The sequence below is a fragment of the Sagittula salina genome, from assembly GCF_017813235.1.
Lineage (GTDB): Bacteria > Pseudomonadota > Alphaproteobacteria > Rhodobacterales > Rhodobacteraceae > Sagittula > Sagittula salina.
In genome coordinates, this window is sequence record NZ_JAGISH010000005.1 from 119,978 (window position 1) to 144,149 (window position 24,172).

Below are 24,172 nucleotides of genomic sequence, written 5' to 3' on the forward strand. Positions count from 1 at the left end.
CTGCCATGGGACGATGGAGAAAAAGTCTTTCGCCCACAAGGCCTTGCCGGAACGAACCCTCAACGCGCCTTGAAGAGCCCGCCGAGGATTCCCCGCACGATGCGTCGCCCGGTGGTGCCGGTGAGTTCCTTCACCACCATGTCACCGATCGCCTCACCGAAACTCTTGGCTTCGCGGTCGCGCCGGGTTGAGGCGCCTGAGGTGGACCGTGTCACCCGCCTGCCCGTGTAGCGCCGCGCGGCCTTGTACTCGCGCTCCTGCGCCTGCAGCTCTTCCTCTTCGCGTTCAGCGTTCGCAGCCGCCTCTGCGGCCTGTTTCGCACGTTCCAGCAGGATCTCATGCGCGGACCGACGGTCGACGCGCGTCTCGTAAGTGCCCTTCAGGCCCGAGGCATTGATAACGCCGTCACGCTCGGCGGTCGTGATCGGGCCCAGCTGCGAGGACGGCGGCCGGATCAGGGTTCGCTCGGCCATGCCGGGCACGCCCTTCTTTTGCAGGAAGGAGGTCACCGCCTCGCCCACGCCGACCTCGCGGATGGCGCTTGCGATATCGAAGGAGGGATTCTCCCGGTAAGTCTCCGCTGCCAGACGCAGCGCCTTGCGGTCACGCGCGGTGAAGGCGCGCAAGGCGTGCTGCACCCGGTTGCCAAGCTGGCCGAGGATGTCCTCCGGGATGTCGTCGGGCGATTGGGTAACGAAGTAGACGCCGACACCCTTCGACCGGATCAGGCGGGCGACCTGTTCCACCTTGTCGACCAGCGCTTTGGGGGCGTCGTCGAACAGCAGGTGTGCCTCGTCGAAGAAAAAGACGAATTTCGGCTTCTCCGGATCGCCGACCTCGGGGAGTTCCTCGAAGAGCTCGGACAGCAGCCAGAGCAGGAAGGTCGCGTAGAGCCGGGGCGAGCCCATGAGCCGGTCGGCGGCGAGGATGTTGACCTGCCCGCGTCCGTCACTGTCAGTTCTCATCATATGCGCAAGGTCGAGCGCGGGCTCCCCGAAGAACGCGCCGCCGCCCTGATTTTCAAGCACAAGAAGGCGGCGCTGGATCGCGCCGATGGAGGCGGTCGCGACATTGCCGTACCGCAGCGAGAGATCCGCGCGGTTCTCGCCCAGCCAGACCAGCATGGCGCGCAGATCGTCGAGATCGAGTAGCGGCAAGCCTTCCTCGTCGGCGATGCGGAAAGCGATGTTGAGGATTCCCTCCTGCGCGTCGGACAGTTCGAGCAGCCGCGACAGCAGCAGCGGCCCCATCTCGGTCAGGGTGGTGCGGATCGGGTGTCCCTGTTCACCGAAGAGATCCCAGAAGGTGACCGGGAAGGACTGATAGACAAAATCATCGAGGCCGATCTTCGTAGCGCGTTCCGTGAAGGGGACATGGAGCTTATGCGCCTCCGACCCGGCCCTGGCCATGCCCGAAAGGTCACCCTTCACATCGCTCATGAAAACCGGGACGCCCGCGTTGGCGAAGCCCTCCGCGAGAATTTGCAGGGTGACGGTCTTGCCCGTCCCGGTTGCCCCCGCAATCAGCCCGTGGCGGTTGGCATAACCCAGCTTGAGGTGCTGTTTTTCGCCGTACTCGGGGCCGCCGCCTCCGACAAAAAGTTCATTTGTCATCAATCGTTCCAGTTTTCCGGCCCCCCGCGCGCAATCAGGGCAATTCTCGCGCGTGCGACCATACATCGTTAACTATTCAATGCCATAGTCATTCATGGTCCAGAGCGCATGTCCTCTCCTGCTCTGGATAGACTTCCTCCCTGTCAGACTGGCCGCGCCTTCGGGCGCGGCTTTTTTCTTTCTCCTCTGCCCCCGGAATCTCGCCGCACCGTTGTCCGCAGCCCATAATACAGTACCAAAAAGCGATGACCGGCAGCGCGCCGGGACGGTCAGTCACCCAGCCCGTTCCCACCGGAAACAGGTCGCCCGTGAACCTCCTGGCCGGCCAAGGGGCACAGCGCAAGACGCCGCCGCAGCAGTTCCCGTCCCGTTCCGGGCAGACCGGTGCAACCGCAGGCGTATTCCACAGAAACACCCGATTTTCCTGCGAAAACCCTGTTGACCGAAGGCCAAGCTTTGCGTAGCGTCCTGCTCAATGACAAAGTCGGCCGGTCCGACAGGGAGCGAAATGGAAAGGGGCCAACTGGCCCCTTTCCTTTTTGGCCCTCGATAGCGATCCCCTGCGATTGTTCCGGATGGCCGGAGACGGCTCAAAACAGCGCGCCGTCCCCTGTTCCCCCGGCTGACAGGCGGTTTGGACAAGCGCGGCAAACCGCTCATTGCGTCGGTCACGGTCCGTTTTTCGCCCTGACACTCTCCAAACCCCATGTTAACGACGCTGTCAGCAACGATCGATTTCCAGAGGACTCCCATGAAAAACTCAGGCCTTCTCCTGTCCCTGATCGCGGCGCTTTCGGCGGCGCCCGCCCTGGCACAGACCAGCGACACCGCCGCCCCTTCCGAAGCGACCGCCGCCGAGGCGGTTCCCGCTGAAGGCGCGTCTACAGACACGACCACCACCCCGGCCAGCGACCCGGCCAGCGACCCGGCCACGAGCGAGACCCAAACCGAAGAGGCGCCGTCGACGCCCGTAGACGGTAACCTCGACGCGGGTCAGACGGCCGCCACCAACGAGACCGCCCAGCAGCAGCAGGGTCCGCAGCTCTACATCAAGGAAACCCACAACGACTGGCAGATGCAGTGCCTGAAGATGCCGGAAGGCGCGCCCGAGTCGGACGATGTCTGTCAGATGTTCCAGCTTCTGAAGGACGGCGACGGCAACAACGTGGCCGAAGTCACCATCGCCAAGCTTGAAGGCGGCAAGCCCGCCCCGGCCGGCGGCACCTTCATCGTGCCGCTCCAGACGCTGCTGACCAAGAAGCTTTCGGTGTCCGTCGACGGCGGTCAGGTGCGGCAGTACGACTTCAACTTCTGCACCAGCATCGGCTGCTTTGCCCGCGTGGCGTTTTCGGCCGACGATATCGCGCAGTTCAAGAAAGGCGCGAAGGCAACCGTGTCTCTGGTCCCCATGGTCGCCCCCGACCGCGTGGTGAGCCTGGACATGTCGCTGTCGGGCTTCACCGCCGCCTACGACGCCGCTTCCACCATCCGTCCGTAAGGACGGGGTCAATACGTCCGTAGGGACAGGCTCAACGCGTCCGTAGGGACGGGCTCAATGCGTCCATAGGGACGGGCATTTCGAAACACACGAAGGGCGCGCCATGACCGGCGCGCCCTTTTTCATGTCTCCGATGTTCCGGATCGCGAAAACGCGGGGATCAGTGGGCCTGCACCTCGTCCTTCGAACCAAAGACCGCACCCCAGAGCGGCATGATGATCTTTGTCGCGATGGGGATCAGCACCAGCCCCACGACAAACCCCAGCACGAAGTCCATCGCCGCCGTCGCCAGCCAGAGCAGCGTCGGGTTCTCGCCCGCAATCACATGCGCCCAATGTTCGATGAAATGCTCCGGCGTGTGCCAACCCATTTCCGCCAGCGAATGCACGATGATAGCGCCACCGACCCAGATCATCGCCGCCGTGCCGATGACGGTCAGCGCCCAGAGCAGCCAAGGCATACCCTTCACCAGCCCGCGACCGAAGGCGCGGGTGATCCCGAGGTTGGCGTTCTTGGACAACCAGAGGCCAATGTCGTCCATCTTGACGATGATTGCCACGGCACCGTAGACGACCGCGGTAATGACAATCCCGGCCAACGCCAGCGCTGCCGCCTTGTGCCAGAAGGTCGGCAGGTGGCCGATGTTCGATAACAGGATCACCATGATCTCGGCCGAAAGGATGAAATCGGTCTTGATAGCGCCTTTGACCTTGGTCTCTTCGAGACGGGAGGGGTCTTGCACGTCGTGGCTGCCGTCGGGCCCACCAGTGTGTTCGTCGTGCGGCATGATGGCGTGCACGACCTTCTCTGCCCCTTCGAAGGACAGGTAGCAGCCGCCAAGGATCAGCAACGGCCAGACCAGCCATGGGGCAAAGGCCGCCATGAGCAGAACGGCCGGCAGCAGGAAGACGAGCTTGTTGATCACGGACCCGCGCGCGATGCGCCAGATGATCGGCAGTTCGCGCGCCGGCTTCAGCCCAGCTACGTATTTCGGCGTCACCGCCGTGTCGTCGATCACCACGCCTGCCGTCTTCGACCCGGCTTTCAGCGCCGCCGTACTGATATCGTCCACCGAGGCCGCTGCCACCTTGGCGATGCCCGCAACATCGTCGAGAAGCGCGAGAAGTCCGCTCATGTTCTGTCTCCTGAGGCTTGTTTCATGGCAAGGTAGCGGGCCACCTCCACGGAGCAACCCCACGCAGCGCGCCGGGCAGTGACGGATGTTAACGCAAACCGATGGGCAGCGTTAGCGCAACCGTCCAGGTTTATCGCTAACATATTGACGATGCTGACTTTTCAGGGTTCCCGCGCCTGGAATGCCTCCGTATACCGGCGGCCAGACAGGATGACGCAGGAGACCTGGACATGACCGTGACCGTTGGCATCAACGGCTTTGGCCGTATCGGCCGCTGCACCCTCGCGCATATCGCCGAATCCGCGCGCAACGACGTGCAGGTGGTGAAGATCAATGCCCCCGGTCCGCTGGAGACCCATGCCCATCTGCTGCGCTACGACAGCGTGCACGGTCGGTTCCCGGGCCAGGTCGCGGTGCGGGAGAACGCCATCGACCTCGGCCGCGGCCCGATCGACGTGATGTCCTCCTACGACCTCGACGCGCTGGACTGGGGCGGCTGTGACGTGGTGCTGGAGTGTACGGGGCAGTTTAACGACGGTCAGACCGCAAACACGCACCTGACGCGCGGTGCGAAATCCGTGCTGATCTCGGCGCCGGCGAGGAACGTGCAACGCACCGTAGTCTATGGCGTCAACCATCGCGATCTGGTGAAGGGCGATGTGATGATCTCCAATGGATCATGCACCACGAACTGCCTTGCTCCGCTGGCAAAAGTGCTGGACGAGGCCATTGGAATCGAGAGCGGTATAATGACGACGATTCACAGCTACACCGGCGACCAGCCGACGCTCGACAGGCGTCACAAGGACCTGTACCGCGCCAGAGCCGCGGCCATGGCGATGATCCCGACTTCGACGGGCGCGGCAAAGGCTCTGGGTGAGGTGCTGCCGAACATGAAAGGCAAGCTGGACGGATCGGCCGTGCGGGTGCCGACCCCGAATGTTTCCGCGGTCGATCTGACCTTCTACGCGTCAAAGGACGTGACATTGCAGGACGTAAACGACGTGGTGGCAGAAGCCGCAGCGGGCCGCATGGGCGCGGTGCTGGCCTATGACCCGGAACCGAAGGTGTCGATCGACTTCAACCATACGACATACTCCTCGATCTTCGCGCCCGACCAGACAAAGGTGGTGGGCAAGCGTATGGTGCGTGTCATGGCGTGGTACGACAACGAATGGGGATTTTCCGCGCGGATGGCAGATGTGGCGGGCGCCATGGGCCGCCTTCTGCACTGAACGTCCTGCAATAACGCAACGGACGGCCCCTGCCTTGCGAGGGCCGTTTGCATTTGCGGGGGTCAAAAGAGGATGCGTCGCCGACCGGCCTGCGATGCGCAGGAGAATGCCCCCGGCAGCGCGAAGTGGATGCGGGCGCCACCGGCCTCCGCATTCTCCGCCCGGAGCCATCCGCCGCGCTGGCCCAGCAGCGACCGGATTGCCATGATGCCAAAGCGTCCCTTCTCCGAGCGGGCGTCTCCGTTGAACAGGGCAAGACGTTCGGGGAGAAGGCCGCAGCCGTTGTCCTCCACCGTGAAGACCAGAAGGTTGGCGCCGCCTTCCGTGACACTGATGCGCAGGTGCGGCTCCGCGTCCGATGCCGAACCATGCGTCGCGGCCGCACCCTGCCCCGTCTCATCCGCCCATGCGTATTTCACCGCGTTATCAAAGAGATTGCGGATCACCACCAAAAGCCCCGCGCTGTCCATCTCCAGCGCCGCGGGTTGTACCTGAAGGCGGATCCGGCGGGGGGGATCGAGCATGGCAACGACCGGTTCCACCAGCGCATCCAGCGTGAACGCCGTGACCTGCTCCACCGTGCCGGTGGTGTCGGCATGGGTCAGCACATCGCCGATCAGGGACAGCGCGCTGTCGGAAACCTCATGCAGCATGTCGATCAGTTCGATCAGTTCGGGATCCTCCGTCCCCTCCCGCAGCAATTCCGCCAACGAGCCGACCTGCCGCATGGGCGTCCGAAGATCATGCGCCGCAAGATGTACGAAAGCCTGGAGTTCTCGGTTGCGATCCTCCGCCTCAGCCACCGGGTCCCCCACCAGCGAGGGCACGGAGCGTGGTCGGCTGGAGCCGACCAACCGCACCACCCGCCCCTCCGCGTTCTTCTGCGGTACCAGCGTGGTTTGCCCACGCAACGGATGGAAGACCTCGTAGCGCCGCGCTTCGCCGCTTTGCAGTACCTCCACGTGGAGGCCGTAGGCCGTGACCCCGACCGCGCCCGGGTAAAGGTCAAGCGCGGTCTTCCCCAGAATGTCGGGCAGGTTCACCCCGAGAGACTGCAGAGCGAGGCGGTTGACATGCGCGTAGCGCGGCACTCCGTCGCCATCGGGCTCGACAACAAAGACCATATGATCAAGTTGATCCAGGAGCGCTTTTTCGAGCTCGAGCATACAGCCTCCATCACACACTCCGGCGACTATCGCCGCAAGACGTTAGAGAGAGGTGAATGGGCGCAAGACCAGTCAATATCGGCTGTCAACAGCGCGAGCGGCAGAGGTTTTCGCAAGGAATGCCGTCGTGGTCGCCATCGCGTTTGCTCTGGCCACACTGAATCAGTTTGAAACAGGCTTCTTCACAAGACCGCAGTCGCCTGCAACTCACGTCCCGGCAGTCAAAGGCCTGCACCGTGTGCCAACCTTCCATCCGTTCGCGAAGATCCGGCACAGTGAGCGGATCGGCTTGGGCCGAAGCCGTGGCGAGGAAGAGGTACAGCAGAAAAACAAGGCGCATTGGCGTAAACCGCGTGTCGAATGACGCATTAAGAAAATATTAAATTAGCTTAACACATCCAGAGCAGCGGAGGCATGGAAAATTCGCGCGCCCCTTCAGGAACCGACGCTCGCCGGGCCTCTCCTCTCTGCCTCAGGCCTTTGCCGGGTCCTTCCGGCGAATAGCGCCCGCGTGCTCCGCCAGGTCTCGTGCTATGGCAAAGGCGCCCTGGATCTTTTCCTTGTCCGAAGACCAATCGCGGCGGACCACGATCTTGTTGTCCTTGATCTTCGCCATGCCCTTTTCCGCGCCGATGAATTTGACCAACCCCTCGGGAGAGGCAAACTTGTCGTTGTGAAACTGGATCGTGGCGCCCTTCGGCCCGGCATCGAGCTTGGCGATGCCTGCGCGCTTGCACATCGCCTTGATCCGGACCACCAGCAGCAGCGTGTTCACCTCGCGCGGCAGCTTGCCGAAGCGGTCGATCAACTCGGCCGCGAACCCTTCGAGTTCCACCTTCGTTGTCAGGCCGGACAGGCGACGATACAGCCCGAGGCGCACGTCGAGGTCGGGAACGTAGTCTTCGGGGATCAACACCGGAACACCGAGGTTGATCTGAGGTGCCCACTGACCGTCCTCGTCGGGCATGTCGAGTTCGCCAGCCTTGATCTTGCTGATCGCCTCTTCGAGCATCTGCTGGTACAACTCGTAGCCCACGTCGCGCATCTGGCCGGACTGCTCTTCGCCCAGCAGGTTGCCCGCGCCGCGAATGTCGAGATCCTGAGAAGCCAGCGCGAACCCCGCGCCCAACGTATCGATGGCGCCCAGGACACGCAGGCGTTTCTCTGCCGTGGTGGTCAGTTTCTGGCGCGGCTGCGTGGTGAGGTAGCAATAGGCGCGGGTCTTCGATCGGCCCACGCGGCCACGGATCTGGTAGAGCTGGCTCAGCCCGAACTGGTCGGCGCGGTGCACCACCATCGTGTTGGCAGTCGGAATGTCGAGGCCGGATTCCACGATGGTCGTCGCCAGAAGCACATCATACTTGCCGTCGTAAAAGGCGTTCATTCGCTCGTCGAGGTCGCCCGCCGCCATCTGGCCATGGGCCACCACGTAGGAGCATTCCGGCATCTGTTCCTTCATGAATTCCTCGATCTCCGGCAGGTCGGCGATCTTCGGCACCACGTAGAAGGACTGGCCGCCGCGATAGTGTTCACGCAGCAGCGCCTCGCGGATCGTGACCGGATCGAACTCCGACACGTAGGTGCGGATCGACAGGCGGTCCACCGGGGGCGTCCCGATGATCGACAGGTCGCGCACGCCGGTCAGCGACAATTGCAGCGTCCGCGGAATCGGCGTCGCGGTCAACGTCAGGACGTGGATGTCGGAGCGCAACTGTTTCAACCGCTCCTTGTGCTGCACGCCAAAGCGTTGCTCTTCGTCGATGACCAGCAGGCCGAGGTTCTGGAAGCGGATGTTCTTTGCCAGCAGCGCATGGGTCCCAACAACGATATCCACGGTGCCCTTGGCCAGCCCGTCGCGCGTGGCGGCGGCCTGTTTCGCGGGAACAAAACGGCTGAGGGGCGCCACGTTCAGCGGGAAGCCCCGGAAGCGTTCGGCAAACGAGTTGTGATGCTGCCGCGCCAGCAGCGTCGTCGGCGCGACGACCGCGACCTGCTGGCCGGACATGGCCGCGACAAAGGCGGCGCGCATGGCGACCTCGGTCTTGCCAAAGCCGACGTCGCCGCAGATCAGCCGGTCCATCGGCTGACCGGAATGCAGGTCGTCCATCACGTCGTTGATCGCGTGCTGCTGGTCGTCGGTTTCCGTGTAGGGGAACCGCGCGGCGAAGCTTTCGTAGCTGCCCGGAGGCGGGTCCATCACCGGGGCCTTGCGCAGCGCGCGTTCGGCGGCGATGCGGATCAGGCGGTCCGCCATCTCGCGGATGCGTTCCTTGAGCTTTGCCTTCTTCGCCTGCCACGCGCCACCGCCGAGTTTGTCGAGCAGCCCTTCCTCGTGGCCGTATTTCGACAGGAGTTCGATGTTCTCCACCGGCAGGTAGAGCTTCGCATCCTCGGCGTAGAGCAGCGTCAGGCATTCATGCGGCGACCCGGCGGCGGTGATGACCTCCATCCCAAGGAAACGGCCGATGCCATGGTCGACATGCACCACGAGGTCGCCCGGAGACAGCGACTGGTGCTCGGTCAGGAAATTCTCCGCCTTGCGCCGCTTTGCCGGTTTGCGGATAAGCCGGTCGCCCAGCACGTCCTGCTCGGAAATCACGGTCAGGTGCGCCTTGCCCTCCCAGGGCGCCTCGAACCCCGCATCGAGCGACCAGACCGCGAGATGCAGACCGCGTTTGCCGATACGGGTGGCATCGCGGATCGGGATGGCCTCCGCGAGGCCCTCGTCCTCGATCAGCCCTGTCAGGCGTTCCCGTGCGCCTTCCGAGTAGGAGGCAATGACCACGGGGCCAACTTCCAGCTTTTTCTTAACGTGATCCGCCAAAGACCCGAAAAGGCTAATGGATTCCTGCTGTCGCTCGGGGGCGAAGCTGCGCCCGATGCGCCCGCCCGCGTCCACCACTCCGGGGCCGGAGGCCTGTGGAAGCGGGTGGAACTGTACGCGGCGACGGGACGCCACGGCTGTCTCCCACGTCGCGTCATCCAGATACAGCAATCCCGGCGGGATCGGTTTGTAGACCGTGCTGCCCATGGTTTTCTTTTGCGACAATGCATGTTTGCGGGTGCCGTACTGGTCCTCGATCTGCTCCCAGCGCGAAAGGCGCTGCGGCGTCAGCTGGTCGTCCATCAGCACCGGCGCGCCGGGCAGGTAGTCGAACAGCGTCTCCAGCGTTTCGTGGAAGAAGGGCAGCCAATGCTCGATCCCGGCGTGCTTGCGGCCCGCGCTGACCGCCTCGTACAGCGGGTCGTCGGTGCCTGCGGCGCCGAACTCGATACGGTAATTCTGGCGGAAGCGCAGGATGGCGGACTCGTCGAGAATGACCTCGGACACCGGCGCAAGGTCGACCAAGTCCAGCTTTTCCGTCGTGCGCTGGGTCACCGGGTCAAAGCGGCGTGCGCCGTCCAACGTATCCCCGAAGAAATCCAGCCGCACCGGCCCGCCCTCGCCCTGCCCGGTGTTGGGCGGGTAGATGTCGATGATGCCGCCCCTGATCGCGTAATCGCCCGGCTCGGTCACTGTGGGGGCCTGACTGAACCCCATCCGCACCAGGAAGGCACGCAGGGCCTCCTCGTCCACGCGATCACCGACGCGGGCGGAGAATGCTGCCTGACGCAACGTCTGCCTAGGCGGGATCCGCTGCATCGCGGCCCCAAGCGTGGTCAACAGGACGTACCGCGCCGGCATCCCGTGCACCAGTCCGGCCAAGGTCGCCATCCGCGCGGCCGAGATATCGGCATTGGGCGACACCCGGTCATAGGGCACGCAGTCCCAGGCGGGGAAGACCACTACCGGCATGTCCGGAGCGAAGAAGGCCAACGCCTCGCGCAGCGCAGCCAGCCGCTTGTCATCGCGCGCGATGTGCAGGACGGGGCCGGAGGCCTTTTCGACCTCGCGAAGGATGAGCCGGGCGTCGAAGCCTTCGGGGGCGCCGCCGATGATGAGCCTGTCTGACATGACCGCTCAAATGGCCCGTGGACGCAGCGGCGTCAAGCGCGCGCGTCCCGCCTACATGAGCGACGCGTGGGTGAGGTTGATGTACATGCCCCAGAGCGCGGTGACGAAGATCGACAGGATGCCGATCATCTGCGTCCCCACGCGGTGCAGGCGCATCCGCCGCCACAACGCGGCGCCGTGATTCTCCCCCGCGCGGATGCACCGAGCGGTATAGAGGGAAAGCACCCCGACCAGCGTCATGGGCGCCAGCAACAGAAAGATCGCCTGCGCCAGCTCGATCCAGTAGACGAAACCCAGCAGCGCGATGCAGACCAGCAGAGCGGGGATCAGCGCAGCGAGGATCAGACCGGATTCATCGACGATGTAGAGAAAGCGGTTGGTATTGATGCGCATCAGGTCTTCGAGGTCCTGCGCCGCCTCGCCGCCCTTGCGCCGCGCGCGGGCCACCATGTCGAACGGCGCACCCAGCACCCAGTGTGAGGTGGAGGACCAGAAGACCGCCAGAACGATCCAGAACCACAGGTTCGAGAAGGATCGCATGTCGATGACTTCGAAGACAATGCCGTACCAGGTCAAGGGCCCGCTCTTTTCTTGTTCTCGTCCCGCGCTTATGACGCAGGGGGCGCAGGGTGTGCAATGGCCCTTGAGCAGCGGCCGCGTTCCGTGTCACCCAAAGGCCATGACGAGAGGTACCCCCATGCAACCCAGCCTTGCCCCCTACCCCGCCCTGCGCCTGCGCCGTCTGCGCCGCACTCCAGCCATCCGCGCGCTGGTGGCGGAAACGACGCTGCAGCCGTCCGATTTCATCTGGCCGGTCTTCGTGCGCGACGGCGAGGGCATGGTGGAGCCCATCGCCTCCATGCCGGGGGTGAACAGGTTGTCCGTGGACAGGGTGGTGGAGGCAGCCCGCGAAGCCTACGCATTGGGGATCCCGTCGATCTGCCTCTTTCCCTACACTGATCCCTCGCTCAAGACAGAGGACTGCGCCGAGGCCTGGAACCCCGACAACCTTTCGAACCGTGCCACACGGGCGATCAAGGCGGCCGTGCCCGAAATGGCGGTGATGACGGACGTGGCGCTCGACCCCTACAACATCAACGGCCACGACGGGTTCGTCGAAGATGGCGTGATCGTCAACGACCGCACGGTGGAGGCGCTGGTCAAGCAGACGCTGAGCCAGGCGGAGGCCGGCGCCGACATCATCGGCCCGTCGGACATGATGGACGGCCGTATCGGCGCGCTGCGCAACGCGCTGGAAGCGGAGGGGCATCAGGATGTGCTGCTGTTGTCCTACGCGGCGAAGTACGCGAGCGGCTTCTACGGCCCGTTTCGCGACGCGGTGGGCGCTTCGGGCGCACTGAAGGGCGACAAGAAGACCTACCAGCAGGACCCTGGCAATTCCGATGAGGCCATGCGGCTGATCGCCCGCGACCTGTCCGAAGGCGCCGACATGGTCATGGTGAAACCCGGCATGCCCTATCTCGATATCTGCCACCGTGCGAAGGCGATGTTCGGCGCACCGACCTTCGCCTATCAGGTATCGGGTGAATACGCGATGATCGCGGGTGCCGGCGAACGCGGCTGGGTCGACGGGGAGAAGGTCATGCTGGAAAGCCTCATGGCCTTCAAGCGCGCGGGTTGCGACGGTGTGCTGACCTACTTCGCTCCCGCAGCCGCGAGGCTGCTCAATGGATAATGCCGGCGCAAGATCGCGGAAAGGTTAACGCAGGTATGATGGAAGGGCGCCGCACAAGCGTTAGCGGTTCCTCGCGCATCGGCCACCATCGGCAATCAAACAATCGTGACAACGCCCCTGCGCGCGCGTATAACTCGGGCGAACCGGCGGCACAGCCGGGCGAGGCATGGACGACAATCATATCCAGCAAGATCGACAGAAAGAGCGGACAGATGACTTTTTCCCGACGCGAGGCGCTTGTTGCGCTCGGTGCCACCGGCCTGACGGCCGCCTGCAGCAATGGTGTGGGCTCTTCCAACGCGGCGACGATCGACGCCAGGGTGGACCAGACGCTTGGGAGCCTGTTCTCCAACTACCCCGGCACGCGTGACCTCGCGAACAAGTCCGTCGGCATGTTGGTGATGCCCCTGGTAACGGAGGTAGGTCTGGGCTTCGGCGGCGGCGGGGGCAACGGCGCGTTGCGTGTGGGCGGGGCGACGGTGGATTACTACTCCATGGTCAAGGCCTCCGGCGGATTGCAGATCGGCGCCCAGCAGTACAGCCACGTCCTGTTCTTCATGACTTCGGAGGCGCTGCAGAACTTCCGCCGCTCGCCAGGCTACGCGGCGGGGGCCAACGTCTTCTACGCGACGCCGTCGCAGGGTGAAAACCTGAACGCGGAAACGACGACCTCGCTTGCGCCGGTTATCGCGGTGATCTTCGGTCAGTCAGGCCTGCGCGTCGGCGCAACGCTGGAAGGCGTGAAATACACCCGCATCATACCCTGAAGCAGGCTTTGCAGGGGGGCAGTCTGTTGCGAACCCCGCACCGACACGCCCCCCCGAGAGTATTTTCACCAATGTGAAGCCGGAAGCGCGCTTCCGGCTCCTTGGGTTGCCAATTACCCGCGCGGGAGACGCTCCGCAGGAGCGGCGGGCGCAGCGCCGCCCGGCTTTGCACCCCCAAGGGCATTCCACTGCCCCCGCTGAGTCGGCCCTATTTCAGGAACGCCCGCCCTGCCTCGATCAGCGAAGCCAGTTGCCTTGCATCAACCTTGTCGCTCATCTTCACGTTGATCTCAGCCCCTGTGTGCGACATGTCAGCCATGGCACCGCCGACGATCTTCATCCGCATGAAGTTCGCCTGATCGTCCACCAGACCCTGAAAGAAAAGCTTGGCCCCGGTATCCATATCGACCGCCCCCGCGGCAATGGCAGCGAGGGCACCCATGGCGTGCGGGCAAATGTAGGGGAGCCGAATGATTGGCCCCTCGGCCGGGCGGAGGACACCGCGCCGCGCGCTATCCAGCGCGGCGAGCATCATGTCCGTACTTTCCGACTGCAACTGCATCCGGATATCCGCCGTAGGCAGTCCCCGCAACTGTGCAGCCGCACTGAGGGGGACAAGCCCCACTGAAAAAGCGAGCAGAACCGTGTGAACGCGCATGGTGAATTCCTTCCCAAAATCTCGTTGGCAACAGTGACAGAATACACGTCAAACGGGCGGCTCGCATCATATAACTTAACCATAGGGCGAATAATCGCCATCCGGCACAATTCTGGCGTTCAATGGTACCGGAACTCCCCCACCACGTTGCGCCACTCCCCGGACGAGATCATCTTCCTATGGGTAAACCGGACCGAGTGCAGCGGTCCTTCTATGCTGTCCTGCCAGAACTCGATGAAGGAAAACAGTTTCGGATGGTCCGGCGCTATGTCGTAGTCCTGCCAGACAAAGGTGTTCAGCACATGTCGGTAATCCGGCATCCGGTAGAACACCTCGGCGGTGGTCAGCCCGTAGCCCTTCAGCATCAATTCTGTCTCTGTCGGTGTCTCTGATTTCTGCATGGTATCAGCCTCAAAATTCCGATGTAGGGGAATGCTGCCAAGACTTCAGTTACTTTTCAATAAAAACAGAATGTTAGCCATGAACACCCTCGGCTGCCAAAAGCAGGACCCCAGGTGGCATTGCACCCCATATCCTGCCGGTGGTATAAGAGTGCACAACTAGATATGGCAGAATGACGGACAGGCATCTCACGTGAGCGATACGCCCGAAACACCTGATAACGAAGAGAAAAAGCGGCCCACTCCTGTGGGTCCGCAGATCTCCATCGAAGACGAGATGAAGTCGAGCTATCTCGATTACGCCATGAGCGTGATCGTGAGCCGGGCAATCCCGGATTTGCGCGACGGCCTGAAACCCGTGCATCGGCGGATTCTTTATGCGATGTACGAGGGCGGCTACACGCCCGACAAGACCTATCGCAAATCGGCGAAGTCCGTCGGCGAGGTCATGGGTAACTACCACCCGCATGGCGACTCCGCGATCTATGATGCGCTGGTGCGCATGGCGCAGGACTTCTCCATGTCGTTGCCGCTGATCGACGGTCAGGGCAACTTTGGCTCCATGGACGGGGATTCTGCCGCGGCCATGCGCTACACAGAAGCGCGGCTGGCAAAGCCCGCATTGGCGCTGCTGACCGACATCGACAAGGAAACCGTCGACTTTCAGGACAACTACGACGGCAAGGAGCGCGAGCCGACGGTGCTGCCCGCGCGGTACCCCAACGTTCTGGTGAACGGCTCCGAAGGGATCGCCGTCGGCATGGCAACGCGCATCCCGCCGCACAACCTCGGCGAGGTGATCGACGCGACGCTTGCCCTGATGGAGAACCCCGATCTCTCATCCGAGGATCTGATCGACTACGTCCCGGCGCCGGACTTCCCGACCGGGGGCGTGATCCTCGGTCGGTCCGGTGCACGAAAGGCTTACACCGAAGGGCGCGGCAGCGTCATCATCCGGGCAAAGACGCGGGTCGAGGAACTGCGCAAGGATCGCTACGCAATCGTCATCGACGAGATCCCCTATCAGGTCAACAAGGCCACGATGATCGAACGGATCGCCGAGGCCGCGCGCGACAAGAAGATCGAGGGTATCGCCCACGTTCAGGACGAGTCCGACCGTGACGGCGTGCGCGTGGTGATCGAACTGAAACGCGACGCCACCGCGGAGGTGGTGCTGAACCAGCTCTACCGCTTTACGCCGATGCAGACCTCCTTCGGCTGCAACATGCTGGCGCTGAACGGCGGGCGTCCGGAGCAGCTGACGCTGCGCGCCTTCCTGTCGGCCTTCATCGATTTTCGAGAGGATGTTATCGCCCGGCGCACCGCCTACCTTCTGCGCAAGGCGCGCGAACGGTCGCACGTCCTGTGCGGTCTGGCCGTCGCGGTGTCCAACGTCGACGAGGTGGTGGCGACGATCCGGTCCTCCGCCGACGCACCCGAGGCGCGCCAACGCCTCATGGAACGCCGCTGGCCGGCGCAGGAAATCCTGCCCTACATTGCGCTGATCGACGACCCGACGCACAAGGCAAACGACGATGGCACCTACAACCTGTCGGAAACGCAGGCACGCGCCATCCTGGACCTGCGCCTGCAGCGCCTCACGCAGATCGGCGTGAAGGAAGTCACCGACGAGCTGGAAGATCTCGCCGCCAAGATCAAGGACTACCTCGACATCCTGTCCAGCCGCGAGCGCATCCTTGGCATCATCCGCGAAGAGATGACCAGCATCCGCGATGAGTTCGCCGTCCCCCGCCGCACGGAGATCGTCGACTGGGCGGGCGACATGGACGACGAGGACCTGATCGAAAAAGAAGACATGGTCGTCACCGTCACCGCCGGCGGCTACATAAAGCGCACCGCGTTGGCCGACTTCCGCGCGCAGAAGCGTGGCGGCAAGGGCCTGTCGGGTGGCGGACTCAAGGATGACGACGCGGTGACCACGCTGTTCGTCGCCAATACCCATACACAGTTGCTTTTCTTCACCACCGACGGCATGGCCTACAAGCTGAAGACATGGCGTCTGCCGCTGGGCAGCCGGGCCGCGCGCGGCAAGGCCATCGTCAATATCCTGCCGATCCCGGCGGGCGTCTCCATCGCCGCGATCATGCCGGTGGACCGGGACGAGGACGACTGGGACGACCTGCAGATCGTCTTTGCCACCTCCAAGGGTTCGGTGCGCCGCAACCGTCTGTCGGATTTCACAAACGTCATGCGCAACGGCAAGATCGCGATGAAGTTCGAGGGCGAGGACGAGAACACGCGCCTGATCAACGCGCGCATCTGTTCCGAAGATGACGACATCATGTTGGTGACCAACTCGGGCCGGGCGATCCGCTTCCCGGTGCCTGAGGTGCGCGTCTTCAACTCGCGTGCCTCCACCGGCGTGCGCGGCATTCGCCTGTCGGGCGATGACGAGGTCGTGTCAATGTCTATCATCCGCCACTTCGACGCGGAATCCGACGAGCGCGCCTCCTATCTGAAGATGCGCCGGCTCATGGCTGGCGTGACGGAAGATGAGGGCGCCGAAGAGGAAGGCAATGCCGACACCCCGCTGCCGCAGGAACGCTACGCGGAAATGTCGGCCGTGGAGAACCTCATTCTGACCATCACCGCAAAGGGGCTGGGCAAGCTTACGTCTTCCCACGACTACCCGGTGCGCGGACGTGGCGGCATGGGTGTGACCGCCTGGGAAAAGTCGATGCGCGGCGGCGAGATCGTCGCATCCTTCCCGGTGGAGGATGGCGATCAGATCATGCTGGCGACTTCTACGGGCCAGTCGATTCGCGTGCCCGTGGACGGAATCTCTTTCCGGTCCCGCAGTGCGGGCGGTGTGAAGGTGTTCAACACCGGAACTGATGAAACGGTTGTCTCCGTGGCATGGATCGCGGAGCAGGCGGAGGACGAAGAGCCCACGCCAGAGACGTGATGGACCGCCCCGATCAATCCAGGAACGGCCCAGGTCATGCCCGGGCCGTTTCGGAGCTCAACCTCAGGATGCGCCTTACGTCAACTTAAGCAAGCACGTCATCGGCTAAAGGTCCTATATAATTGACGTTGCCACCTATCCGGTTGGATAGGAAAGTTTTTGCAATAGCGTGATTGCATAGACTTCACTCTTCCTTTAATTGATAAACTAGAGATACAAGCCCTTTTCGGCGCGAATTTAATCTACGTGCCTCCAGTGGTTCCATTCATTCGCATTAGAATCAGGCGCACCGCGAAAGGAGGCCGCAAAATGGACAATTGGGATGATCTGCGCTTTCTGGTGGCGCTGTCACGCACAGGAACCATGAAACTGGCGGCGCAGATGCTGGGGACCAACACGGCCACCGTGTCGCGCAGGATCGAACGCCTGTCGGAAACGCTGGGCGAACCGGCCTTCGTCAAAACGCCGGAAGGTTGGAAACCCTCCAAGGCTGTCGAAGCACTGATCCAGGTGGCACAGACCTTCGACGGCCAAATTCGGACTGCCATGCATTCGCGCGGCGGGGGCGACAACACCCCCGTTACGGTGCGGCTGGGCTGTATCCCATTCGTACTGCGGTACATGCTCATTCCAGGGATGGACCGGCACTTCAAAATGCTCGATGGCATCAGCATCGTGTTCAACGACCGCCTGAACAAGGACGGGCTAGGTGACAACGACGTGGTGGTGCAACTTGATCGCCCTGCACAGGGGCGCATCATCACACGCAAGATCGGGACCCTTCCCATGCGGCTTTACCGGCCGTTGCGGGTGCGTTGCACCGAAAGCTGGGCTGGCTTCACCGAAGCGCTGGAGGATCATCCCGTACAGCGGATGGGGTACAACACTTTCGGTCGTCCGCCCCGGATGCGGATGGACAGCGTGGACGCGCTGCGATCAGTAATGCTGTCCATGGGCATCGCGGGTCCGCAACCCGACATCATTGGCTCCCGCGATCCGGATCTCGTGGTTCTGGACCCCGACGCAGAGCCTTTTCTTGCAGACTTCTGGTTGCTGTACCACGAGTCGCGCCGCAGCGACCCGGTGATCCGCGCCACAGCGGATTTCGTGCTGCGCTGCTTCGAGGATGAACAGGGCTATTTGTCACGCCGCGAGGCAGCAGAGTAGGTACCCACACGCCGCCCTTCGGGGGGGGGGCGCAATTGTGCAACCCTGATGTTGAGCGGCGCCACGTTGCCAACACTCATTGCGTGAACCATTCTGCTCTTAGAGGCAGAACCCAACGAGAAAATTCGCACCATGATGACCTCAATTTTCGGCGCGCAGCGCGTTTTGCAGGTCATCCTGGGCATGTGTCACGCACCCGGAGCATCTGAACACGCACAGACGATCGGCGGGGCATCGCATGGTTTGGTACGCGGCGTGGGGAACGGGATGACCGGCACCGCATCCGCGGCCATGATCATGGTGAATGGTCTCTGGCTGGCGTGGGTCATTCACACGCAGGCAGTGGCTGAGTGGGGACTGCCCTTTTTCTCCGGGATGGTGATCATGCTCCCGGGCCTCGAACGGCTGGGTAGCCATGCCGTATCGAACGTGGCGTTTGTTTTCGCTCTCGCAGCGCCACTTTTCCTAGGTCGCGGCGGTCGGTTCATCCCGCTCCGCCGCGGTTGGAATGTTGCTCTCTAGGTTAACGATTACTTGCTTACTCTACCCTGCCTGAGCAGCCCTTCGGGGCTGCTTTTTTTCTTGCGGGTTACCAGGAGGCGCAGCGCAACCCGCCCTGACGGGCGGGGGGTGCCGGTCAAAGCGCGTAGAGGCCGCGAAACTTTTCTTCGAGGTAATCGAGCAGCGGGCCCTCCGTCGGGGGCTGGCCTGCCGCGCGGGTGATGATCTCCCGCGGGGTGCGCAAACCGCCGTCACGCTGCAGGGTGTCGCGCAGCCAGCCGGTCGCGGCGGAGGTGTCGCCCTGCGCCAGTTGGGAATCAAGCTCCGGCACGGCCGCTCGCAACGCCTTGTTCAGGCAGCCCGCATAGACGTTTCCAAGGCTGTAGGTGGGAAAGTAGCCAAACAACCCCGCCGACCAGTGCACGTCCTGCAAGACACCGTTGGACGGCTTGTCGACGGCAAAACCGAAATCCGCTTCGAAACGGTCGTTCCACGCCGCTTCCAGATCCGCCACGGCGAGATCGCCGGAGATCAGCCCGCGCTCCAGATCGAAGCGCAGAAGTACGTGGAGATTGTACTGCAGTTCATCCGCCTCGGTCCGGATATAGCCGTTTCTGACCCGGTTTACCGCGCCGTAAAAGGTATCCTCGTCGGGTATGCCGAAATCCCCGAAGGTGTCACGCATCTGGCCGTAAAGCCATCCGGTGAAAGCCCGCGACCGACCAAGCTGGTTCTCGTAGATCCGGCTTTGGCTCTCGTGCACGCCCATCGACGCGCCCTGCCCGACTGGCGTCAGCCGATAGGCCGCGTCGATATTCTGCTCGTAGCAGCCGTGGCCGACCTCGTGGACCGTGGAATAAAGGCAGTTGAACGGATCGAGCGGTACAGTCCGCGTTGTGATCCGCACGTCGTCGCCCGACCCGGAGCTGAACGGGTGCACCGCCTTGTCCACGCGCCCGCGGGTGAAGTCGTAGCCGAATGTCCGCGCCAGCAGCCGCGCCAGCTTCATCTGGCCTTTTTCGTCAAAGCTGGTGGCGAGTCCCGGCAATTCGGGACGCGACAGCACCGCCTCGCGCAGGGAAACCAGCCGGGGCCGCAGCGCGCCGAACATGGCATCGAGATCGGCGGCCTTTGCACCGGGTTCGTAGGTGTCCAGCAGCGCGTCGTACAGGTCGCCCCCCGCCGCAAGCGCGGCCGCTTCCTCGCGCCGGAGCGCGAGGATCTCCGTCAGGATCGGCGCGAAGGCGGCAAAGTTGTCGTCCGCCCTTGCCTCGGCCCAGATCAGGTGGCCCTTGCTGACCGTGCGGGCGATCGCGGTGGCCAGCGCCTCCGGCACCCGGATCGAACGTTCGTGATCCCGCCGGATCAGCCGCACCTGCGCGCGGCCAACCTCGTCCAGTGATGTTTCATCAATCGCGGCCAGCCAGTCAGCGATGCGCGGATCGGTGCGGCGCTGGTGCAGCACGCCCTCAAGGGCGGCGTTCTCCTCGCTGCGCTGCTCGGCGGCACCGCGCGGCATCACGGTTTCCTGATCCCAGCCAAGGCGGCCTGACACTTGCGCCAGCGCCTCCGTGGTACGGGTGAAAGTCATGAGGTCTTCGTAAGCGGTCATTCAGGTTACCCTCGTACGGACTGCGGCATGGGATAACGCGCAGCAAAACGGGCGCGCAGGATCAGTGCCCAGAGCAGGACGGCTCCCAACTGGTGCGTGATGGCGATGTGGACCTGCGCGGAATAGAGCACGGTGACGATGCCCAGCACCATCTGCACCACGAGCATGGCGAAGACCGCGTTGAACCGGAACGCCGTATCGCGGTTGGCCGACCGCCGCCCGCGCATCCAGACCACCACACCAAAGGAGAACAGAAGGTAGCCCATCATGCGATGCATGAACTGCACCAGTCCCGGATTTTCAAAGAAGTTCCGCCAGAACGGTTCCAGGTCGAACATGGCTGACGGCCAGAGCCCGCCTTCCATCAGCGGCCAGCTGGGATAATTGCGTCCCGCGTCGATCCCCGCCACCAGCGCCCCGAGGATGATCTGCAGGAAGGCCGCGTGCACCAACCCGGTCGACATCCGGAACAGCTTTGGCTCCGCGGAGCGGCGCGCCTGCATCAAGTCACGCTCGGGCCGCTTCAGAGCGTAGCTGTACCACGCGATGAAGCCGAGGATGACGAAGGCGAGACCGAGGTGCGTGGCCAGCCGGTAGGACGCCACGTCGAGCATCTCTCCACCGAGGCCGGAGGACACCATCCACCAGCCCACGGCACCCTGGACACCGCCCAGAACACCAAGGGTTGCCAGTCGACCGGTCCAGCCCGTCGGGATCTTGCGTGTCAGCAGGAAACCAAAGAACCCCAGCGCCCAGACAAGGCCGATCACCCGTCCCAGCTGCCGGTGCCCCCATTCCCACCAGTAGATCGCCTTGAAGTCCGACAGAGTCATACCCTTGTTTTGCAACTGGTATTCCGGGATCTGCTGGTAGAGGGTGAATTCCTCCTCCCAGGCGGCCTGATCCATCGGCGGCAACGCCCCGGTGATCGGCTTCCACTCTGTGATCGACAGGCCGCTATCGGTCAGCCGGGTGAGCCCGCCCACCACGATCATCGCCATGACAAGCGCAAAGAGAACCATCAGCCACGCCCGGATCGCGCCGCGCGCACCGCGCCCCTTTGCGTCGATCATGCCGCCTGCCGGGACCTGGCGCGGCGCGCCGCTGCCGACCTCTTCAAAAAGCTTGCGTTTTTCCGCCATAGGCTGGCCTCCCGTCGCTGCGCCTGCCCGCGCGGGGGGCGTGTCCTGCCGCCCTGCGTGGTTGCGGCGCACAATAGTGCGCCCGGCCCCGGCTGCAAGCGGATGGCGACCGGGTGCGACGCCACGACAGGCGCAGGGCCGGCCGGCGCGGTTCCCGGTCAGGTCAGAGTGACGCTCCGGACCGGGGCACCGCATCGCAGCAGGTCAGGTATGCCTGACCTGGCCCGGAAGCCGGACGTTCCTACCTGAAGACAGGGGAACAAGCCGAAAGGAGGAAGCCATGTGCAAGGGCTGGGCAGTACGACTGTTGAACCGGGTGGCACTCTGCGCGCCGCTCCTGATGCCGGCGCAGAACGCGTCGGCGGACACGGCATGGGTCGCCGCAAATGCACTCAACCTGCGGAGTGGACCGGGGACGGAATATGCGCGCGTCGCCACGCTCTCCGCCTGCACACGGGTGGATGTCGTGGGCTACGCGAACGGCTGGGCCATGGTGCGGCGCGGCGGCAAGGATTACTGGGTCGCTGGGAACTACCTGAGCGTCGCGCCCTGCAACACCGCCCCCCAGATCCCGGTCTATCGCGTGATCCGGCCCGAACACGTGAACAAGCCGCCCAGATCCATCGCGCCGCAGTACCTCAATGGGGTCTTTCGCGGCTATTGATCCGCAGCGTTTCAAGCCCTGGGTCGGGTAATCCCCACCTAAGGGTTTCCTGACTTCCAGAACAATCAATCCGGGAATAAATTGGGTCGTGGACGTTTCGCAGGGCGCGTTTCGCTCTCGCCTTGGAAGATACGACCGGGGCCCGGCACGGTTCCGCGCCAACCCGGTGCTCCACTCCCCGGGAGCACAAACGGCAACCGCGCGAAGCTCTGTCCCGACCCGGTACGGCAGGATGTGTCCCGGACCCAGGCAGCAGGCGGATTCCATGGCTGCGGGTCCACGGTCGCAGGTTCGGACACCCTGCCTGCCGGAGGTCGCTCCGCGCTCGGGCGCGACGATCCCCGGCCCCATTCTCGGATCGCCTCCCTCCCTGGGCGGTCCGGCCCACTGGCCGACCGCGCTTCAGATCGCGGTCGGCCTTTTTCTCTGCCCGCCCCTAGTCGGGACGGTTGGAGGCCCAACGCACCATCTGGCGCATCATCCCGTGCAGCATCTGAACATCCGCGCGTGTCATCGGCATCCGGGACCACATGTTGCGCAGGTTGAGCTTCATGCCCTCGGCCTTTGTGTCGGGAAAGAAGAAGCCCGCCTCGTCGAGCCTTTCCTCGTAGTGCCGGGCGAGATGCTCCACCTCGTGGCCTGCGGCCCACTCGGTCCCCGCCAGAGAATCGACCTTCGGCGCGACCTCGGCATTGGCGCGCTGCCATTCGTAGGACATCAGCAGGACGCATTGCGCGAGATTGAGCGAGTAGAACTCCGGGTTCACCGGGACAGTGACGATGGCATTGGCCTGCGCCACGTCCTCATTCTCCAGCCCGGCCCGTTCGGGGCCGAACATGACGGCCACCTTCTGGCCGTCAGCGATACGCCGGGCCGCTTCCTGCATGGCTTCGCGCGGCTCGTAGACCGTCTTTGTCAGATCGCGGGACCGCGCCGTGGTCGCCAGCACGAAATGGCAATCCGCCAGCGCCTGGGGCAGCGTATCCACATGAACCGCCTCGTCCAGAAGCCGCCCCGCGCCGGAGGCCATCGCCACCGCCCTGGGGTTTGGCCATCCGTCGCGCGGTCCGACGACGCGCATCCGGTCCAGCCCGAAATTCCACATGGCGCGTGCGGCGGCGCCGATATTCTCGCCCATCTGCGGGCGCACCAGCACGATGGCCGGCTGCGGTGTTCCTGTCGGCATGGGGCCCTCCTTCGACAAGGTTTCCGCCTAGCGTCCCCGCGCCCGGGGAACAAGCCCCTTGCCATTTCGTGGCCAGATAACCCGTCTGCAAGGATACCGCAGGACGTGCGCACCCCATGGTCAAACCCGCAACCCTCCGCTAAGACAGCCACCTGTCAGGAGGACCGACATGACCGACACGCCCGAGGCACCTCAGATCTATCTCGTCACCCCGCCGGAGTTCGAGCTTTCGACCTTTCCCGGCCTGCTTTCTCAGGTCATGCAGCAGACCGATGTCGCCTGTCTGCGACTGGCCCTTGCCACCCGCGACGAGGATCGCCTGACGCGTGCCGCGGACGCCGTGCGCGAGGTGGCGCACGAGCACGACGTGGCGCTGGTGATCGACACGCATGTGGTGCTCGCGGAACGTCTGGGCCTCGACGGGGTGCACCTTCTGGACGGCCCGCGTTCGGTCCGTGCCGCGCGCAAGGCGCTGGGACCTGACGCGATCGTCGGAAGCTACTGCGGCGCTTCGCGGCACGACGGACTTTCGGCGGGTGAACACGGCGCCGATTACGTATCCTTCGGGCCGGTCGGCGGCACTCTGGGTGACGGCGCCCATGCGGAACACGACCTGTTTCAGTGGTGGTCCGAGGTGATCGAAGTCCCCGTTGTCGCCGAAGGCGGCCTGACCGAAGACGCCATCCGGAGCCTCGCCCCGGTCACCGACTTCTTTGCCATCGGCGAGGAGATCTGGAACACCGACGACCCCGCAGAGGCCCTTCTTCGCCTGCATGCCGCCATGCAGATCTGAAGGCCGGCACTGTAGTTCGACGGCGCCTGCCGCAAGCCGCGTTGTGCCCCCATCAGG

The 24,172-nt window shown here is 63.8% G+C and carries 21 protein-coding genes; 10 read left to right on the forward strand and 11 right to left on the reverse strand.

What is annotated here, in order from left to right; translation table 11 throughout:
- Positions 1-59: 59 nt before the first annotated feature.
- On the reverse strand, positions 60-1,613 hold the full coding sequence (locus J5474_RS10380) for a helicase HerA-like domain-containing protein (RefSeq protein ID WP_209360840.1): 1,554 nt from the start codon (positions 1,611-1,613) through the stop codon (positions 60-62).
- Positions 1,614-2,364: 751 nt separating this feature from the next.
- Here J5474_RS10380 and J5474_RS10385 point away from each other — a divergent pair.
- Positions 2,365-3,111: an invasion associated locus B family protein gene (locus J5474_RS10385; RefSeq protein WP_245216384.1), complete on the forward strand. Its 747-nt coding sequence runs from the start codon at positions 2,365-2,367 to the stop codon at positions 3,109-3,111.
- A 160-nt stretch (positions 3,112-3,271) separates the two neighbouring features.
- Here J5474_RS10385 and J5474_RS10390 read toward each other — a convergent pair whose 3' ends face one another.
- Positions 3,272-4,246, reverse strand: coding sequence for a DUF808 domain-containing protein (locus tag J5474_RS10390; protein ID WP_209360842.1), 975 nt, complete (start codon positions 4,244-4,246; stop codon positions 3,272-3,274).
- 230 nt (positions 4,247-4,476) lie between these two features.
- On the opposite strand from J5474_RS10390, the gene gap reads away from it, so the two are divergent.
- Positions 4,477-5,481, forward strand: coding sequence for a type I glyceraldehyde-3-phosphate dehydrogenase (gap, locus tag J5474_RS10395; protein ID WP_209360843.1), 1,005 nt, complete (start codon positions 4,477-4,479; stop codon positions 5,479-5,481).
- A 62-nt stretch (positions 5,482-5,543) separates the two neighbouring features.
- Here gap and J5474_RS10400 read toward each other — a convergent pair whose 3' ends face one another.
- Positions 5,544-6,647: a sensor histidine kinase gene (locus J5474_RS10400; RefSeq protein WP_209360844.1), complete on the reverse strand. Its 1,104-nt coding sequence runs from the start codon at positions 6,645-6,647 to the stop codon at positions 5,544-5,546.
- Positions 6,648-6,732: 85 nt separating this feature from the next.
- Positions 6,733-6,810 carry an excalibur calcium-binding domain-containing protein gene (locus J5474_RS23265; protein WP_425342884.1) on the reverse strand — a complete coding sequence of 26 codons (78 nt, stop codon included), beginning with the start codon at positions 6,808-6,810 and terminating at the stop codon, positions 6,733-6,735.
- Between J5474_RS23265 and J5474_RS22770 the strand changes: the two genes are divergently transcribed.
- A complete protein-coding gene (locus tag J5474_RS22770; RefSeq protein ID WP_245216385.1) occupies positions 6,775-7,011 on the forward strand; it encodes a hypothetical protein in 237 nt (78 codons plus the stop codon). The genes J5474_RS23265 and J5474_RS22770 overlap by 36 nt on opposite strands.
- Before the next feature lie 108 nt (positions 7,012-7,119).
- Here J5474_RS22770 and mfd read toward each other — a convergent pair whose 3' ends face one another.
- Both mfd and J5474_RS10415 read right to left on the reverse strand, forming a co-directional pair.
- Positions 7,120-10,602: a transcription-repair coupling factor gene (gene mfd, locus J5474_RS10410; RefSeq protein WP_209360846.1), complete on the reverse strand. Its 3,483-nt coding sequence runs from the start codon at positions 10,600-10,602 to the stop codon at positions 7,120-7,122.
- Positions 10,603-10,653: 51 nt separating this feature from the next.
- Positions 10,654-11,178 (reverse strand): component of SufBCD complex, encoded by a 525-nt coding sequence (locus J5474_RS10415; RefSeq protein ID WP_209360847.1) that lies wholly within the window; start codon positions 11,176-11,178, stop codon positions 10,654-10,656.
- Positions 11,179-11,299: 121 nt separating this feature from the next.
- Between J5474_RS10415 and hemB the strand changes: the two genes are divergently transcribed.
- The gene (gene hemB, locus J5474_RS10420) at positions 11,300-12,298 is read left to right on the forward strand and encodes a porphobilinogen synthase (protein WP_209360848.1); all 999 of its coding nucleotides are present in this window, start codon (positions 11,300-11,302) and stop codon (positions 12,296-12,298) included.
- 212 nt (positions 12,299-12,510) lie between these two features.
- On the forward strand, positions 12,511-13,065 hold the full coding sequence (locus tag J5474_RS10425) for a lipid-binding SYLF domain-containing protein (protein WP_209360849.1): 555 nt from the start codon (positions 12,511-12,513) through the stop codon (positions 13,063-13,065).
- A 208-nt stretch (positions 13,066-13,273) separates the two neighbouring features.
- Here J5474_RS10425 and J5474_RS10430 read toward each other — a convergent pair whose 3' ends face one another.
- Positions 13,274-13,723 carry a hypothetical protein gene (locus J5474_RS10430; protein WP_209360850.1) on the reverse strand — a complete coding sequence of 150 codons (450 nt, stop codon included), beginning with the start codon at positions 13,721-13,723 and terminating at the stop codon, positions 13,274-13,276.
- A 119-nt stretch (positions 13,724-13,842) separates the two neighbouring features.
- Entirely contained in the window at positions 13,843-14,124 is a 282-nt protein-coding gene (locus tag J5474_RS10435; RefSeq protein ID WP_209360851.1) for an usg protein, read from the reverse strand.
- Positions 14,125-14,317: 193 nt separating this feature from the next.
- On the opposite strand from J5474_RS10435, the gene gyrA reads away from it, so the two are divergent.
- From gyrA to J5474_RS10450, 3 genes are all read left to right on the forward strand, one after another.
- Positions 14,318-17,050, forward strand: a complete 2,733-nt coding sequence (gene gyrA / locus J5474_RS10440; RefSeq protein WP_209360852.1) for a DNA gyrase subunit A — start codon at positions 14,318-14,320, stop codon at positions 17,048-17,050.
- Positions 17,051-17,359: 309 nt separating this feature from the next.
- Positions 17,360-18,217 carry a LysR family transcriptional regulator gene (locus J5474_RS10445; protein ID WP_209360853.1) on the forward strand — a complete coding sequence of 286 codons (858 nt, stop codon included), beginning with the start codon at positions 17,360-17,362 and terminating at the stop codon, positions 18,215-18,217.
- Between the two features lie 132 nt (positions 18,218-18,349).
- Positions 18,350-18,739, forward strand: a complete 390-nt coding sequence (locus J5474_RS10450) for a hypothetical protein (RefSeq protein WP_209360854.1) — start codon at positions 18,350-18,352, stop codon at positions 18,737-18,739.
- A 115-nt stretch (positions 18,740-18,854) separates the two neighbouring features.
- On the opposite strand, the gene J5474_RS10455 is transcribed toward J5474_RS10450, so the two are convergent.
- The gene (locus tag J5474_RS10455; RefSeq protein ID WP_209360855.1) at positions 18,855-20,330 is read right to left on the reverse strand and encodes a carboxypeptidase M32; all 1,476 of its coding nucleotides are present in this window, start codon (positions 20,328-20,330) and stop codon (positions 18,855-18,857) included.
- 5 nt (positions 20,331-20,335) lie between these two features.
- Positions 20,336-21,472, reverse strand: coding sequence for a heme A synthase (gene ctaA / locus J5474_RS10460; RefSeq protein ID WP_209360856.1), 1,137 nt, complete (start codon positions 21,470-21,472; stop codon positions 20,336-20,338).
- Positions 21,473-21,752: 280 nt separating this feature from the next.
- Between ctaA and J5474_RS10465 the strand changes: the two genes are divergently transcribed.
- Positions 21,753-22,136, forward strand: coding sequence for an SH3 domain-containing protein (locus J5474_RS10465; protein ID WP_209360857.1), 384 nt, complete (start codon positions 21,753-21,755; stop codon positions 22,134-22,136).
- Positions 22,137-22,572: 436 nt separating this feature from the next.
- On the opposite strand, the gene J5474_RS10470 is transcribed toward J5474_RS10465, so the two are convergent.
- On the reverse strand, positions 22,573-23,322 hold the full coding sequence (locus tag J5474_RS10470; protein WP_209360858.1) for an RNA methyltransferase: 750 nt from the start codon (positions 23,320-23,322) through the stop codon (positions 22,573-22,575).
- A gap of 169 nt (positions 23,323-23,491) precedes the next feature.
- Between J5474_RS10470 and J5474_RS10475 the strand changes: the two genes are divergently transcribed.
- A complete protein-coding gene (locus J5474_RS10475; RefSeq protein ID WP_209360859.1) occupies positions 23,492-24,115 on the forward strand; it encodes a thiamine phosphate synthase in 624 nt (207 codons plus the stop codon).
- The last annotated feature ends 57 nt before the right edge of the window (positions 24,116-24,172 follow it).

Excerpts from the sequence above, each read along its gene's own strand:
- J5474_RS10380 (WP_209360840.1), bottom strand. The coding sequence starts at position 1,613 with ATGACAAATGAACTTTTTGTCGGAGGCGGCGGCCCCGAGTACGGCGAA.
- J5474_RS10385 (WP_245216384.1), top strand. The coding sequence starts at position 2,365 with ATGAAAAACTCAGGCCTTCTCCTGTCCCTGATCGCGGCGCTTTCGGCG.
- J5474_RS10390 (WP_209360842.1), bottom strand. The coding sequence starts at position 4,246 with ATGAGCGGACTTCTCGCGCTTCTCGACGATGTTGCGGGCATCGCCAAG.
- gap (WP_209360843.1), top strand. The coding sequence starts at position 4,477 with ATGACCGTGACCGTTGGCATCAACGGCTTTGGCCGTATCGGCCGCTGC.
- J5474_RS10400 (WP_209360844.1), bottom strand. The coding sequence starts at position 6,647 with ATGCTCGAGCTCGAAAAAGCGCTCCTGGATCAACTTGATCATATGGTC.
- mfd (WP_209360846.1), bottom strand. The coding sequence starts at position 10,602 with ATGTCAGACAGGCTCATCATCGGCGGCGCCCCCGAAGGCTTCGACGCC.
- hemB (WP_209360848.1), top strand. The coding sequence starts at position 11,300 with ATGCAACCCAGCCTTGCCCCCTACCCCGCCCTGCGCCTGCGCCGTCTG.
- J5474_RS10425 (WP_209360849.1), top strand. The coding sequence starts at position 12,511 with ATGACTTTTTCCCGACGCGAGGCGCTTGTTGCGCTCGGTGCCACCGGC.
- J5474_RS10430 (WP_209360850.1), bottom strand. The coding sequence starts at position 13,723 with ATGCGCGTTCACACGGTTCTGCTCGCTTTTTCAGTGGGGCTTGTCCCC.
- J5474_RS10435 (WP_209360851.1), bottom strand. The coding sequence starts at position 14,124 with ATGCAGAAATCAGAGACACCGACAGAGACAGAATTGATGCTGAAGGGC.
- J5474_RS10445 (WP_209360853.1), top strand. The coding sequence starts at position 17,360 with ATGGACAATTGGGATGATCTGCGCTTTCTGGTGGCGCTGTCACGCACA.
- J5474_RS10450 (WP_209360854.1), top strand. The coding sequence starts at position 18,350 with ATGATGACCTCAATTTTCGGCGCGCAGCGCGTTTTGCAGGTCATCCTG.
- J5474_RS10455 (WP_209360855.1), bottom strand. The coding sequence starts at position 20,330 with ATGACCGCTTACGAAGACCTCATGACTTTCACCCGTACCACGGAGGCG.
- ctaA (WP_209360856.1), bottom strand. The coding sequence starts at position 21,472 with ATGGCGGAAAAACGCAAGCTTTTTGAAGAGGTCGGCAGCGGCGCGCCG.
- J5474_RS10465 (WP_209360857.1), top strand. The coding sequence starts at position 21,753 with ATGTGCAAGGGCTGGGCAGTACGACTGTTGAACCGGGTGGCACTCTGC.
- J5474_RS10470 (WP_209360858.1), bottom strand. The coding sequence starts at position 23,322 with ATGCCGACAGGAACACCGCAGCCGGCCATCGTGCTGGTGCGCCCGCAG.
- J5474_RS10475 (WP_209360859.1), top strand. The coding sequence starts at position 23,492 with ATGACCGACACGCCCGAGGCACCTCAGATCTATCTCGTCACCCCGCCG.